At 68.4% G+C, this 14,415-nt stretch carries 13 protein-coding genes; 6 read left to right on the top strand and 7 right to left on the bottom strand.

What is annotated here, in order from left to right:
- Nucleotides 1–10 precede the first annotated feature (10 nt).
- From STBA_RS05925 to STBA_RS05905, 5 genes are read left to right on the top strand one after another with little or no spacing between them, the layout of a single operon-like run.
- A complete protein-coding gene (locus STBA_RS05925; protein WP_077058234.1) occupies nt 11–1,228 on the top strand; it encodes a DegT/DnrJ/EryC1/StrS family aminotransferase in 1,218 nt (405 codons plus the stop codon).
- Nucleotides 1,225–2,193: an NAD-dependent epimerase/dehydratase family protein gene (locus STBA_RS05920; RefSeq protein ID WP_077058233.1), complete on the top strand. Its 969-nt coding sequence runs from the start codon at nt 1,225–1,227 to the stop codon at nt 2,191–2,193. The genes STBA_RS05925 and STBA_RS05920 overlap by 4 nt, the downstream gene beginning before the upstream one ends.
- On the top strand, nt 2,190–3,302 hold the full coding sequence (locus STBA_RS05915; RefSeq protein WP_171987653.1) for an alcohol dehydrogenase catalytic domain-containing protein: 1,113 nt from the start codon (nt 2,190–2,192) through the stop codon (nt 3,300–3,302). The genes STBA_RS05920 and STBA_RS05915 overlap by 4 nt, the downstream gene beginning before the upstream one ends.
- Before the next feature lie 8 nt (nt 3,303–3,310).
- Nucleotides 3,311–3,889, top strand: a complete 579-nt coding sequence (locus STBA_RS05910; RefSeq protein WP_077058231.1) for a hypothetical protein — start codon at nt 3,311–3,313, stop codon at nt 3,887–3,889.
- Nucleotides 3,882–4,862, top strand: a complete 981-nt coding sequence (locus STBA_RS05905) for an alcohol dehydrogenase catalytic domain-containing protein (RefSeq protein WP_077058230.1) — start codon at nt 3,882–3,884, stop codon at nt 4,860–4,862. The genes STBA_RS05910 and STBA_RS05905 overlap by 8 nt, the downstream gene beginning before the upstream one ends.
- On the opposite strand, the gene STBA_RS05900 is transcribed toward STBA_RS05905, so the two are convergent.
- The 5 genes from STBA_RS05900 to STBA_RS05880 all read right to left on the bottom strand — a co-directional run bounded on the left by STBA_RS05900 (nt 4,853) and on the right by STBA_RS05880 (nt 9,841).
- Nucleotides 4,853–5,221, bottom strand: a complete 369-nt coding sequence (locus STBA_RS05900) for a VOC family protein (RefSeq protein ID WP_077058229.1) — start codon at nt 5,219–5,221, stop codon at nt 4,853–4,855. The genes STBA_RS05905 and STBA_RS05900 overlap by 10 nt on opposite strands.
- Before the next feature lie 107 nt (nt 5,222–5,328).
- Nucleotides 5,329–7,308: a carbamoyltransferase C-terminal domain-containing protein gene (locus tag STBA_RS05895; RefSeq protein ID WP_171987652.1), complete on the bottom strand. Its 1,980-nt coding sequence runs from the start codon at nt 7,306–7,308 to the stop codon at nt 5,329–5,331.
- A gap of 16 nt (nt 7,309–7,324) precedes the next feature.
- The gene (locus STBA_RS37075) at nt 7,325–7,753 is read right to left on the bottom strand and encodes a hypothetical protein (RefSeq protein WP_077058228.1); all 429 of its coding nucleotides are present in this window, start codon (nt 7,751–7,753) and stop codon (nt 7,325–7,327) included.
- A gap of 2 nt (nt 7,754–7,755) precedes the next feature.
- Nucleotides 7,756–9,000, bottom strand: a complete 1,245-nt coding sequence (locus tag STBA_RS05885) for a radical SAM protein (protein WP_077058227.1) — start codon at nt 8,998–9,000, stop codon at nt 7,756–7,758.
- A gap of 1 nt (nt 9,001) precedes the next feature.
- Complete coding sequence (locus STBA_RS05880; RefSeq protein WP_077058226.1) at nt 9,002–9,841, bottom strand: phytanoyl-CoA dioxygenase family protein; 840 nt, start codon at nt 9,839–9,841, stop codon at nt 9,002–9,004.
- A gap of 266 nt (nt 9,842–10,107) precedes the next feature.
- Between STBA_RS05880 and STBA_RS05875 the strand changes: the two genes are divergently transcribed.
- Nucleotides 10,108–11,982, top strand: a complete 1,875-nt coding sequence (locus STBA_RS05875) for a glycosyltransferase (RefSeq protein ID WP_290443728.1) — start codon at nt 10,108–10,110, stop codon at nt 11,980–11,982.
- A 48-nt stretch (nt 11,983–12,030) separates the two neighbouring features.
- On the opposite strand, the gene STBA_RS37070 is transcribed toward STBA_RS05875, so the two are convergent.
- Entirely contained in the window at nt 12,031–13,266 is a 1,236-nt protein-coding gene (locus STBA_RS37070; RefSeq protein WP_143659438.1) for a hypothetical protein, read from the bottom strand.
- Nucleotides 13,267–13,378: 112 nt separating this feature from the next.
- Nucleotides 13,379–14,368: a LacI family DNA-binding transcriptional regulator gene (locus STBA_RS05865; RefSeq protein ID WP_253194557.1), complete on the bottom strand. Its 990-nt coding sequence runs from the start codon at nt 14,366–14,368 to the stop codon at nt 13,379–13,381.
- Nucleotides 14,369–14,415: the final 47 nt, after the last annotated feature.

Here is a 14,415-nt window from a genome sequence, read left to right as displayed (position 1 = left end):
GAGGGCCGAGGTGCCCGGTCCAGGCTGGTACCTGATCGACGACGCCGAGGAGCGCGAGGTCGTCGAGGCGTTACGAGAAGGCCATCTCAGCCGCTACCGCTTCGGCGACGAGTCGGCCGTGTCCAAGACGATGCGGTTCGAGCGGGAGATGGCCGCACTGCTCGGCAGCCCGCACGCCCTGGCCGTTAACAGCTGCACCTCGGCGCTCGTCGCCGGGCTGACCGGTCTCGGCGTCGGCCCGGGAGACGAGGTGATCGTGCCCGGCTACACGTTCATCGCCTCCATCGCGGCGGTGCTCTTCACCGGCGCCCGGCCGGTGCTGGCCGAGATCGACGAAAGCCTGACGCTGGCTCCGGACGACGTCGCGGCGAAGCTCGGCCCGCGCACCAAGGCGATCATGCCGGTGCACATGATGGGCGCCCCCGCCGACCTGGACCGGCTGCTCGCGGTCGCAGACGGAATACCCCTGCTGGAGGACTGCGCGCAGGCGTGCGGTGGTTCGTACCGCGGGCGGCGGCTGGGCACCATCGGCGCGGCCGGCGCCTTCTCGTTCAACACCGGCAAGACGATGACCACGGGCGACGGCGGACTGCTGGTCACCGAGTCGCCCGAGGTGTACCGGCAGGCGTTCGCCTTCCACGACCACGGGTTCGCGCCGGACCGGGCGGGGCTGGTCGAGGACGGCCCGCGGATGGGGCTCAACCTGCGGATGCACGAGTTGGCCGCGGCCCTGGGCCTGGCACAGGTGCGCAAGCTCGACCGCGCGCTGGAGCACTGCCGCGAACTGGCGGCTGTGGTGCGCGAAGGTCTTGACGGTGTGCCGGGTGTCGGCCACCGCGTCATCCACGACGAGGGCTGGTGCGGCACGGCACATGTACTGATCTTCGAGGAACCGGCGCGGGCGACGGCGTTCGCGCGCGAACTGGGCGGGTCCACCCTGGACACCTCGACGAAGCACAACTACGCCCGCGCGGGCCAGCTGCACGTCGAGTTCACCCGGACCGACGCGAACGGCGAGCGACGGATACGGAACGCCGCCCCCGGCGACCTGCCGCGCACCGACGCCCTGCTGTCCCGGTCGGTCGCGCTCAGCGTGGGCGTGGTGGACGGCTATCTGGGCACCCTGGGTGAGGTCACCGTGCGCGACACCGCACAGGAGGCAGCGGCGAAGACCGCGAAGGTGCGCGAGGCACTGCTGCGCACCGCCTCGCCGGAGGCCACCGGATGACCGGGGAGGTGCTCGTCACAGGAGCGGCCGGGTTCATCGGAAGTCACCTGGCGAGGGCGTGCCGCCGTTCGGGGTTCACCGTGACCGCGCTGGACCCCGCGCCGGACGGGGAGCGGAGATCGGCCGTCGGCGGTGTCGTCCGGGCCACCGCGGGCGACGCCGGACTGCTGGCCGATGTGCAGGCCGGGCGGTACCGGGCGGTGCTGCACCAGGGCGGGATCAGCTCGACCCTGGAGACCGACCGTGACCTGCTGCGGGCGGTGAACGTCGACGAGCCGCTGGCCCTGGCCGAGGCGTGCGCCGTCTCCGGGACCCGCTTCGCCTACGCCTCCTCGCACAGCGTCTACGGCACGATCCGCGGCCGGTTCGCGGTCGCCGAGGAGGACGTGGCCGACCGGGACCGCTGCACCGGCCCGCTCAACGACTACGCCTGGTCGAAACTGACCCTGGACCAGGAGATGGCGGCGCGGTTCGGCGACGACGCGCCGTGGTCCGGCTACCGCTACACCAACGTTTTCGGCACCGGCGAGGAGCACAAGGGCAGTATGGCGTCGATCATTTCCCAGCTGCTGCGGCAGACCGCCACGGGTGTTCCGCTCAAGCTGTTCGCGGACACGCTGGAGGCGTGCCGGGACTACGTACCGGTCGAGACGGTGGCCGACACGCTGCTGGACGTGATCCGGCAACCGCCGCCACCCGGCGTGTACAACCTCGGGTCGGGTGTTCCGGTGAGTTTCGCCACGCTGCTGGGCTGGTGCGGCGAGCTGCGCGGCGAGGAGGGACTCGCCGTCCGCCTGGTGCCCAATCCGATGAGCAGCCGCTACCAGTACTGGACGTGCGCGGATCAGAGCCGCGCCGGCGGGGTCCTGCCCCGGGCCCGCGGCCTCTCGGCCGAGGAGGTGCGCTCGGCCGCGCACCGGCTGTACCGCGGCTTCGCCGACGCCACCGCCCAGCCGGTCCCGTGACCGGCAGGCGTGTGGTGCGGGTGCCCGGCGCGAACGGCACCTGGTGGCCGCGGCTCGTCCACGGCCCCGTGCCACCGCGGCCGGGACCGCAGTGGCGGCTCGTCCGGGTGACCACGGCGGGGATCTGCGGCAGCGACCTGCGTGGCCTGGCTCAGGCCCCGGTGCACGGCGCCGCGGACCCGGCCGGAGTCGTGCCGGGACACGAGGTGGTCGGCGTGCTCGCCGACGGTCCCGGCAGCGGCGAGCGGGTCGTCGTGCATCCGCTCGTCACCTGCGCCGCCCGCGACGAGCCGCTGTGCGCATCGTGCCGGAACGGCCGGTTCGGGCAGTGTGACTCCTTCTGGCAGCCCACCGTGCGGTGGAGCAAGTCCCTCGGGTTCAGCACGGATCTCGGCGGCGGGTGGGCCGACTGGGTGTGGGCCCACCGGGACATGGTGCGGACGCTGCCCCCTGACCTGCCCGACCGCACGGCCGTGCTGGCCGAGCCGCTGTCGGTGGCGATCTCCGGTGTGCGCTCGGTGCGCGACCACGCCGGGGACGACGTCGTGATCGTCGGCGGCGGCACACTGGGGCTGCTCACCGTGGTGGCGGTGGCGTCCGTTCTGCCCGGCAGCCGGTGCTTCGCCGTGGTACGGCACGACTTCCAGGCGGACGCCGCCCGTGCGCTGGGCGCGGAGCCGGTGCGGACGCCGGCCGACCTCCCGGGCGCCCGGCCCCGGGGCGCCGAAGTCCTCATCGACGGGCCGGGGCTCGCGGTGGACGCGGGAGGCACGTCATCGTCGCTGATCGCCGCCATGCGCGCGGTCCGCGCGGGCGGCAGGGTGCTGACGCTGGGCAACCCCGACGACTGCACCGACCTGAGCCCGCTGTGGCTGAAGGGGCTGACCCTGCTCGGCCATCTCGAACACGCCGCCGAACCCAGCCCCCGCCCGCCCGAGTCGGCGGACTCCCTCGACGAGGCGGTGCGCCTGCTCGGCGCGGCGCCGGACCTGGGCCGCCTCCTCGTCACCCACACGTTCGCCACGGACGATGTGGCGCGCGCGCTCGCCGTCGCACGTGCCCGCCGGACCCACCGCGCGATCAAGGTCATTCTGCAACCCCCCTCGTGAGGAGAGCCGTGCTCATCGTCTTCGACTTGATGGACACTTTGCTGACCGATCCGTTCCTGCGCGCTCACGAGGCCGCGTGCGGGCTCACGTTCGTCGAGTTCGAGGCGGTGCGCCCCGACGGCGTGTACCACCGACTGGAACGGGGCGAGATCACCGAGGACGACTACTGGCGCAGTCTCGTCGACAGCGGCCTGAACTGGGACGTCGAGGAGTTCCACCGGGTGCGCCGCGAGGGCTACGCGTGGATCGACGGCATGCGCGACCTGGTGTCCGACTGCACCGTCGCCAACACGGTCGTGATCGGGTCGAACTACGCCGACTGGATCGACGAGGTGGTACGGGACCACCTGCACGGACTGGACGTGGACGTCTTCGCCTCGTGCCGGCTCGGCGTGCGCAAGCCGTCGCCCCGGTTCTTCGAACTGGTGGCGGACGCCACGGACACGCCACTGCGGGAGATGCTGCTGGTGGACGACAAACGAGTCAACACCGAAGCGATGGCGGCGCTCGGCGGCATCGGTGTCCATTTCACCGACGGCACGGACGCCCGCCAGGCCCTGCGGAAGGCGGGGGTGGCCGGTGTCTGACGGCTTCGAGGGGACCGCGTACACCCTGACCTCCGCGGGCGAGGTCGTCGGAAGGAAGCGGTCCGTGCCCGCGGAGCGGACGGTGCTCCGGGTGGCCGCCGCGGGTGTCTGCGGCACCGACCTCATCGACTTCCGGGGGCGGGTGGAACGGCCCGGCACGCTGCCGGACACCTCGCCCGGCCACGAGATCGCGGCCACCGTCGTGCACAGCGACGACGGGTGGCCCGTGGGGACGCCCGTGGTGGTCGACCCGGCGTTCCACTGCGGTGCCTGCGCCCCGTGCGCGGCCGGCCGGACCAGCTACTGCGAGCGGCTGCTGCTGCTGGGACACACCTACGGCTCGGGGGGTCTGGCACGGTACGTGGCCGTGCCGGGTTCGGCGCTGCTGCGGCTGCCGCACGGTATCGACGTGGTGTCCGCGGCCCTGGTGGAGCCGCTGGCCTGTGCGCACCACGCGGCGGCCAAGGTCACCTGCGACGGGCCCGCACTGGTGCTCGGCGCAGGCACCATCGGACTCGGCGTGGCGCTGCTGCTGCGGGCGCGGGGCCTGGACGTGGCGGTGGTCGACCCGTCACCGGGCCGCGCAGCGCTGGCGGCGGACCTCGGCCTGCCGGTCGGCCGCCCGGACGGTGCACTTCCCGTCGTGGTGGAGGCGTCGGGCACGGTGACGGGCTTCCACGACGCGCTGGACGCGGTCGCCCGTGGCGGGCACGTCCTGGTGGCGGCGCAGCACAGCGGCACGCTGCCGGTGGAGGCCGGCCTGGCGTTCGGCAAGGAACTGCGGCTCGGCTGGTCGCTCGGGGCCCTCCGGGCCGACTTCCACGCCGTGCTGCGGCTGCTCGCCGCGGGGGTGCTCGATCCGAGCCCGCTGGCCACCCCGGTCGGCCCCGAGGACTTCGGCACGGCCACCTTCCGGGACATGGCGGCGGGACGTACCGCCAAGCCCGTCGTCGTCTGGGACGCTCAGCTGTAGTGCTTCAGCTCGATCCGGTGGCCGTCGGGATCGAGGACGAACGCCATCGTCTCTCCCTCGACGGAGAACGGCTCCCGCTCCACCTTGTAGCCGAGACGGCGGACGCGTTCCACCCATGAGGGCACGTCGTCGGCCAGGAACGCGACGTGCTCGGTCGGGCTGGCGGCCGGGGTGAGATCGCGCAGCATGGTGAGTTCGACGCCGGGCGGCCGACCGCCAGGCGCCATCATCTGGATGACACCGTCCGGCAGGTCGTAGCGGAAAACCCGCTCGAAGCCGAGGGCGTCGCGGTAGAACGCCTCGGCGGCGTCCATGTCCCGCACGTCGAGGCGGACGCTGTCGAAACGCAGGTCGGTCACGGTGTCTCCTTCCTGAGGCCAGGACCGGGGGTCCGGGGGTCCGGGGTCCGGGGTCCGGATCGGGAGTGGTCCCGCCCGGATCCCCCGGATGGTTCATCGTCGAGGCGTCAGCGGACCCGGAAGTCCACGACCCGGTGCTCCCACAGAAGGAGCAGCGCGTCCAGCGTTTCCTCGTCGGCAGGCAGCCCGCGGGCCGCCGCCGACGTCGGTTCCGATGCGGCCGCCCGGAGGAGGCCGAACACCGGCTCCGACAGGGCGACGCGTTTCGCCCCCTGGGTACGGAACGACACGACGCGTTCGACCGAGCCGTCGGCCGTCGCCACTTCGCGCAGCAGGGCCGCCGGGTGGAGCACGGCGTCCGCGGTGTGGAGCACGGCGCGGAACCCGGGCTTGCGCCGGACCGCGTGGCCGGGCACGACGGCCAGGTCGAGCGTCGTGGTCACCAGACACCGCAGGACATCGCCCACCGACTGCACAATCGGCTCGGCGAAGTTGTTGAACGACGTGTTCAGCACCACGGGCACGTCGGTGGCCGCACGGAAACCGTCGATCAGCTCCCACATCACCGGATTGGTGTCCCGGTGCACGGTCTGCACGCGTGCGCTGCCGTCCACGTGTGTGACGGCGGGCAGCTTCTCCCGCCACTCGGGGCGGACGTCCACGACACAGCCCATGAAGTCCAGGCGCGCCTTCGTGCTGGTGAGGTCGAACACCTCGCCTGCGGACTCGGCGAGGACCGCGGGGGCGAAAGGCCTGAACCCCTCCCGCTTCTTGATCATCGCGTTGACCCGGTCGCGGCTGCCGGCGTCACGGGGGTCGGCCAGGATGCTGCGGTGGCCGAGGGCCCGCGGCCCGAACTCGGAACGCCCGTGCGCCCAGCCGACCACCTGGCCGGCCGCGACCGCCGACGCCGCGTACCGCGTCTCCTCGCCCGGCGCGATCTCCTCCACGTCCACCAGGGCGCTCCACCCGGCAAGCTCGGCCCGCACCACGTCCCGGCCGCCCAGGTCGGGCCCGAGGAAGGCGTTGACGAGCCCCTTGCCCCGGCGGCCGCCGGTGACCTCCGCCTGCCGGTGCTGCGCCGCGCCCGCCGAGGCGCCCGCGTCGTGCGACGCCGGGTGGACGAAGACCTCGTCGAACAGACCCCACTGCAGGACGCGGCCGTTGGCCGTCGAGTTGTGGGCCACGCCACCGGACAGACACAGCCGCGCAGCCCCCGTCTCCCGCACCCAGTGGCTCAGCAGATGGCGCTCCACCTCCTCCAGCGTCGCCTGGAGGGCCGCCGCCAGATCGGAGTCCTGCTGCCGGATCGGCTCGCCGCGCCTGCGCGGCTCGAACCCGGCGCGCAGCAGGTGCTCCACCACGGCGCCGCTGTTCATGGTGTACCCGCCGTCGTCCAGCAGTGCGTAGTGCGGGCGGAAGCAGTCGCGGTACACCGACGGGGCACCGTAGGGCGCGAGTCCCATGACCTTGTACTCGTCGAAGCGGCGGAAGCCGAGGAAGGGCAACAGCGCCAGGTACAGATGTCCGAGCGAGTGCTGATCGGGGTAGCTGTGCAGCAGCTTCAGACCGCCGTTGGCGCAGTCGAACACCGAAACACCCTCGGCCTCGCCGTTGCCGTCGATGACCACCGCCAGCGCGCTGTCGAATCCCGAGTCGGCGAAGGAACCGAACGCGTGGGCGCGATGGTGCTTGGTGAAGTGGACGTCACCGTGCCGGAACTCCCGTCCCAGCGCCTCGGTGAGACGCGTCGTCAGCAGTTCCCGCGCGGACAGGACGGGCACGTCGGGGAACTTCAGATACTCGTGGCCGACCTCCAGGTCGGCGTAGTCCTCCCCGAAGAAGAACGCCACGTCGTCGATGTCCTCCGCGTGCACGCCGGCCAGCTCCAGGCAGGCCTTCGCCGCCGAGGCCGGGAACAGGTTGGAGTGTTTGAGCCGGTTGAGACGTTCCTCCTCGACCGCGGCGACCACGGTCCCGTCCACGACCAGGGCCGCGGCGGAATCGTGGAACAGCCACTCCGGAACGTCGGGCATGAACGTTCCGGCCAGGTCGGCGAAGCTGCCCGTGATACCCAGTGTGATCATGTACCGCCTCCTCGCGTCACGCGGCTGTCCAGAGCAGCGAAGTGGCCTCACCCGCGTCGACCCGGTAGGCGGCGCGCCCATCGAGCACGACCTGCGCACCGGCATCCAGCCGAACGGTCCACGTCGGCGGCTCCTCGTCCCTGGCGGGCAGCCATGCCTGGCCGCCGTGGGCGATGGACACGGTGGCCTCGCCGGCCGTGGTCAGTACGACCACCGAACGGACCGGTCCCAGGGCGCGCGCCGGGTCCGGCCTCTCCGCGGACGTCCACGCGTCGCGAGCGGCGGTCTGGTCACCGGACCTCCGAGCCGCGCCCAGCAGGGGGCCGGCGACGTCCAGCCCCTCGTCGGCGTACGCCCATCCCCGGAGCACCACGGCCCGAGCGGCCGGACCGGCCGACTCGAACCTCACCGCCGCGTCGCGCGTCGTCGATCGCGTCTCGTCCACGTTCACGCTCCCGTCTCGTGGGGCACCGCGGGCAGCACGTCGAAGCCGTCGTACCAAGCCCTGGTCCGGCCCGCGTCGAGCAGGCTCGGATTGAACCACTCCCACCGCGCGCCACTCGGCTCGGTCACCTCCCGGTGGAACCGGTGAAAGCCCTCCTTCTGCCGCCTGGCCTCCCGGAACGACTGGCCGAACGCGCACTTGCCGCAGATGGCCATCTCGGCGTTGCGGGAGCGGAACTCGCGTGACTCCGGCTTCGCCCAGATCTCCTCAAGCGTCTCGTGCCGGAGATCGCCGAGTACCTTCTCGCCGTTGTAGTCGTGGCAGCACGGGACGACCCGCCCGTCCCACAGGATGGCCACGGAGTTCCATGGCCGGGTGCACGGTTCGGTGTAACCGGCCGACGTGTGCTCGCCCAGCTCGGCCACGAGCTCGTCGTCGAAGTCCCAGCGCTCGAGCCGGATCACCACACCGCGGTCGACGCCCAGCTCCTCGCAGTAGGCGAGGAACTGCTCGGCCTCGTCGGTGTTGGCGTGCATATTGATCATCTGGAGGGTGAGATTGGTGTCGTGTCCGCCCTCGTTGCGCAACCGCACCAGCTCGCGCAGATTGCGGTCGGCGATGTCGAACCGGGCCGCCCGGCCGCGGATGGACTTGTAGACCTCCGGGTCCAGGGAGTCCAGGGACAGCACCATGTTCGCGATGCCCGCGGTGAGGACCGCCTCGGCCCGCTTGGGCAGCAGACTCGGCGGATTGCACGACAGGCCGGTGCGCACGCCGTGGCCGAGCGCGATGGCGATGGCCTCGCCGATGCCCTTGTGCAGCAAGGACTCCCCGAAGTGGTGCAGTGCGCAGAACTTCGTGTCGCCGCTGACCTGGCGCATGATCGAGTCGAACAGCTCCAGCGACATGTCGCCGAGGCCGCGGTCCATCTCGAAGGTGCGCGGGCACATCTTGCAGGTGTACGGGCAGCGGTTGGTCAGTTCGATCTGCTCGATCTTGGGCAGCCGGCCCGTCTGCCGGGACGGTCCGGTGTCGAGCCACCTGTTGGCCTCGTCGCGGTCCGCGAAGACCAGTTCCATCTCCTCGGCGATCGCGGGGAGTCGGACGGGATCGGTCGGCGAGTTGTAGATCGCCTCCAGCGCCTCCACGGTCGCCCACGTGTCGACGGCCTGCTTCTTGGTGATGTGATTCGTGAGGACGACGGTGTCGTCGACCTGCCGGTAGCTGAAGAACGGCAGCAGGTACACGTCAGACCTCCGCAACTTTGTCCACAGCCGTCTCCTCCTCGTACACCGCGTCACCGTGGAACAGCCGCCACCGCAGCTCGTCGACGGTCGTGGGCGGTACGTTGTGCACGTTCAGATAGCGGCGCGCGCGCGGGCCGAGCCGGGCGAGCATTTCCTCGGGCACGGCACGGGTGAAGTCCATCTGCGGCCGGTACCAGGGCGCGGTGAACAACGTTTTGATCAGGGCGCGTGGTACGTCCGAGCCGTTGGTACCCGCACAGTGCCAGATGCGCGCATCGAACACGACGCCGTCACCGGGCTCGACCTCCAGCGGCACTGACAGCGGCGCCATCACCTCGGGGTCCGGCTCGTCGGCGAGGGTGAGGTGGCTCCCGGGAACGACCCAGGTGGCGCCGTTCTCCTCGCGCACCCGGTCGAAGTAATAAAGGACGTTGACACCGGGGATCTTATCGGGCGGGAACGACACACCGGTCACGTCCATCAGGTCCGTGTGGTAGTCCCACGGGTAGCGGCCCTGCCCGGGGAACAGGGTCAGGGCGTCGAAGCAGTTGAGTATTCCCCGTCGGCCCAGGAAGGCGTCGACGATGTCGAGCGCGGGCGAGGTCTCCAGCAGAGCGTGGAAGACGTCGTCGGCGGCGGCCAGGTTGCGCAGCGCGCCGCGTTCCCGCATCCCGACGAGGCGCTCGACGCCGTGGGCCTCGTCGTCCAGCTCCGACAGCCGGTGCAGTGCCTCTCTGGTTCGCCGGGTCTCCTCGGACGAGAGGACGCCCGGAAGCACCGCATACCCCGTCGTCCGTACCCTGCCGATCACGTGGTCGAGGTCGATCGCACTGGCAGGCAATGGCCTTCTCCCCTCGTGGTACGCGCTTCGTCGTCCTGTTGCGACACTGCACGTCGAGTTTTCAGCAGCCGGTGGTACCCGTCCACGGTTCGCGATCGTCACGATGCTGCACGACCACAAGCTGTCCAGGGGCGCGGCGGGGGAGTGCGCGGGCGGGGAAGCCGCCGACCGCGCGGGGCCGAACCGGATGTGGTCGCCACCATTGACAGGTCTGTGCCGAGGCCCAGATCGTTTGAGCGGAACGCCATCTTCGAAGGAGCTGCAAAGTGGCGAGGACAGCCGATGGTGCGTATCGGAGCGTCCGGAAGGATTCTTGGCGAACCGTTCAGCGGACATACCTCCCTTTCGATCGGCCAACGGAAACCTTGCCGCTCTACGTTTCCCCTCACACCGAAGCCCCGGCGGCGGACGGGGCGAACGGCGGCAGTGTATCCATGGCAGCCTATTTCAGCGCTTTCCCGGCCAGTTATTGGCGTACCTGGACATCGTGTCGTCACGTCAGGTTGAAAATCCAGGTGAATGGCGCTTGTGCGGTGACGATTTATGCGTCGAACGAGCACGGTGACGCGGTGTCAGTTCTGTCCAGGGATGCAACGAACGGCAGTTCGTTCGACGAGATTTTGCCATTGGATGAGTTTCGGGAGGGTGGGTGGTATTGGTTCGATGTCGTTTCGCCTGATCCGGATGTGAAAATAATCGATGCCAAATGGCAGGTGGAGGACGACGGCGCAAAGCAGGGCGCCGCGACGATCGTGATCACGACGCATGATCGCCCGGAAACCTGTATGGACCTCCTGGAGGGGGTCGGTGAGGTGATCGGCCTCGGCGGGAGGGTGGAGCACATATTCGTCGTCGATCACGGCCGGCAGTACTCGGTCGCGGACAATCCGCGATTCGGTGAACTGCATCCGGAAGTGATCCGCCGGCTGCGTGTCGTGAAGCAGCGAAACCTTGGCGGAGCCGGAGGGTTCGGGCGTGGTATGCACGAATCCATCAAGGAAAATCTGAGTGATTACGTCGTGCTCATGGACGATGACGTGGCCTTGGATCCGGAAAGCTTCATCAGAGGCTTGGATTTTGCCGATTTCTGTCGGGAACCCACTATCGTGGGGGCCCACATGTTCGAGATGAGTGAACCGTGTGTACTGTCCACGTTCGGCGAGAGGGTGGACCGGCGGGACTACATGTGGGATTCGGTGCCCGGAGTCGTCGATTCATTCGACTTGTCGCTCAATGACCTGCGCAGAACTCCCTGGCTCCATCGGCGTTTCGATGTCGACTACAATGCCTGGTGGACATGTCTCATTCCGGCCGACGTCATAAGGTCCGTGGGACTTCCGCTGCCTGTCTTCATCAAGTGGGACGACATCGAGTACGGACTCCGGGCCGGCTCGCATGGCATCCCCACGGTCAGTCTCCCGGGATTCGCGGTCTGGCACGAATCCTGGAGGGAGAAAGACGCCCATGATTGGCAAGCCTATTATCTTTTGCGTAATCGATGTATCGCTGCGTTGATCCACTCGCGCCATCGCCGAGGCACCGGGCTCGTCCTGTCCAACCTCGCCTTTGATATCGAATCGCTGTTGTGTATGCGGTACTCAACTGCTGCTCTTAGGCGTCAAGCGCTGATCGACCTGCACCGGGAGCCGACAGATCTGCTCCGCGAGTCCGATGGCAAGCTCGCGTCATTGATCAGCCTGCGCCAGGGTTTTCTCGATTCCTCGGAACGGACTGACCACCCTGAGAAGATTTCAATCGACACGACACTGCACCTGAGTGATCGTACGTCGCCGAAAGGTAAGGTCGCCACCGTCCTGCATATGGGCGCGCTCATATGCCGGCACGCGTTCAGGAGGCGTCGGCATACTGTTGCTCCGGTACTCCCTGTGGTGATGGATGAATGGCAGCATATCGGCCATCGTGATGCGGTCGATATCTACTTTCCCTATGGGAACCTCGTTTCCCGTCGGAGGCGAAGCCGTTCGCTCTTCGTGAAGTCCGTCAAGGGTTTGCTCAAGGAGCATGTCCGGCTCTGGTGGAGATGGCCCGAATTGGCTCGCAGGTACCAGTCGTCAGCGAGCCACCTGGTCTCGCCGGACACACAGGGAATGCACCTTTTCGGTGAGAAGGATTCCCGCTGACCTTTGGCCGAATGGCGGTGCGAGGTGCCGCGAGCTGGAGGGCGGAGGTCAGCCCTCCACACTCACGAGTTCGGGCTGCGGCGCCTTCCTGAGTTCGCGTAGCGCTGCCAGCACGGCCCAGAGCTGGTAGAGGAGCACGGTCAGCTCCGCAAGCGCCAAAGCTCCCAGGGCGCCAACAGTGCCGTGACTGTGGCCGATCACGGGCACGAGTCCCAGGCCGACGATGGCGCCGAGGATGGTACTGGTCAGAACTTTGGAAAAGATACCGAGGCTGGCCAGGCACACGATACCCGTGACTTGTGAGAGGGCGATGGCGCCGACGATGAGGCCCAGAAAAAGCGAAGAGGAAACCGAAATCGAGATTTCGCCGCCCGTGGTGAGGCGAAGAATTGGTGCGGCGGTGAAAGCGGTAATGGTCGCCAATGTGGCCGAGGTCGCCGCCCCGATGGCCAGTGCCCGAAAGATTCTGGATACTACGATTCGCTGATCTGTCGAGGGCACCCAGCCCTGCAAAACTTTTGTGACCGGCGTCGCCAGAGAGAGCGCGGACCGCTGGAGGCGTTCCGCTGCGGCGAAGGACGCGACCGCGCCGTGGTTCACCGCTGCCACCAGGAGCACGGGGAGAGTCACATACAGTGCTGTCGTGGCACCCGTGGCGGCGGGAGCAGCATCTTTCCGCAGGGCCGCCACTGCATTGGCGAATCGGAAGTCGCTGGCACAGAGCCGGCGCGTGCCCAGGATCTGCACCGAGGCGACAATGGGACTGATCAGCGCGCCCAGCAGCGGCAGCACCAGAATCGGCAGCACATATCCGGAATACACCGTGAGGAAAGCGCCCAGCAATGTTGCCGCTACATTCGGAATGGTTTCGAGAAGAACCAGGGATCGACTGTCACCTGTTCCGATATAGAACCAGGAAGGTGATAGCCCGGAAAGTGTTCCGGCCAGACCCGGCACGATTGCCAGGTAGGAGCCATCGGTGGCGAACCACAGGCCGATCATTCCGAGAGACACGGCAGGAAGGAACAGCCATAACCGTGCGCCGATCGACTCGGCGTAATATTCTTTGCGTGCCTGTGGGTCTGCTCGGGCAATTTTTGGTGGTCCGGAAAGCTCCCATCCCCAAATGACGGCGATTGCCCCGATCACTCCAAAGGCCTGTCCGATGGCGACAGTTCCGTATGTGTCCGCATCGGCGACCTGGGAAACTGCCCACAGCACGATGAAAGCGGGGACTGCGGACATGACTGAATCGACCATGAATAGCGAAAACCGCAAGGTCATTACCGTGATGGTGCTCTGATTAGCGCCTATGACAAGCCTCCTGGTTCGACTGGTGGTGTCAGCTGCCGACTCGGCGACACGTTCGAACAGGACATGCTCGCCCGGACAGCTGCTAGGAGAATCCGCCCACCGTGGACTCGCGGATCCGCAGGGTGTGTCCCAGCAGAATCTCTCTGGCCGGCCGCTCAGGAGAGTCGATCCGTTCCAGTAACAGACGCACCGCGCCACGGGCCATGGCGGCTTTGTCCGAGGCGACGCTGCTCAGGCTCGGTGTGCTGAATTCGGTCGCCTCGAAGTCGTCGAAACCCATGACCGCGACATCGTCGGGGACCCGCAGTCCACGTTGGTGCAGAGCCCGCAGTGCGCCCAGAGCCAGAGCATCGTTGAAGCAGAACACGGCGTCCGGCGGACACGGCCCGTCCAGCAGTGAGCGCATCGCCCGTGCCCCGTCGTGCAGGTGGTAACGGACGGTTTCCTTCTCCAGTCGCGTGTCCACCGGCAGCCCGGTCGCTGCAAGCGCTTCGCGGTAACCCGTGTGTCGCTGCAGTGGTGTGCCGCCGCACGGCTCGGGCTGGAGGCCGATGGCCGCGATGCGCCGCCGGCCACGGTCTACAAGGTGCGTGACGGCTTCCCGGGAGGCGGCGACATTGTCGATACCCACATAGTCGGCGGAACATCCGCTGGGTCGTTCCCCGATGAAGACGAACCCCATGCCCGCGCGCCCGGTAAACGCACTGCCGTGCGGAGCGAGCGGGGTCACCACCACCCCGTCGACGAACCGGTCGCCGAGATGGTCGATGACCGCTTCTTCCCGCCGCCAGTCCCCCAGAGTCTGCTCGATGAGCAAGGTACGGCCGTGCTCCTCGGCCGCCATGAGTAACTGATGGCTGAGCTCGGCGAAGTAGGACATATGTAAGTCGGGCACGATGACGCCGATGATGCCTGTACTGCCGCGGCGTAGATTTCGGGCCGATCTGTTCGGTCGAAAGTCGAGCTCCTGGATGGCCCGCTGAACCCGTTTCCTCGTCACAGGACTCACGTGCACGTACCCGTTGACCACGTTGGATACGGTCTTCGGGGAAACCTTGGCAAGGTGCGCCACGTCCTTGATGGTGACACTTCTCGCGCGACCGTGTGACGTCACGCCTC

It is taken from the genome of Streptomyces sp. MP131-18 (assembly GCF_001984575.1).
In the GTDB taxonomy this organism is placed as follows: Bacteria; Actinomycetota; Actinomycetes; order Streptomycetales; family Streptomycetaceae; genus Streptomyces; species Streptomyces johnsoniae.
Note: the sequence above shows the minus strand (reverse complement) of the source record. Positions and strands in the feature narration are given on the sequence as shown.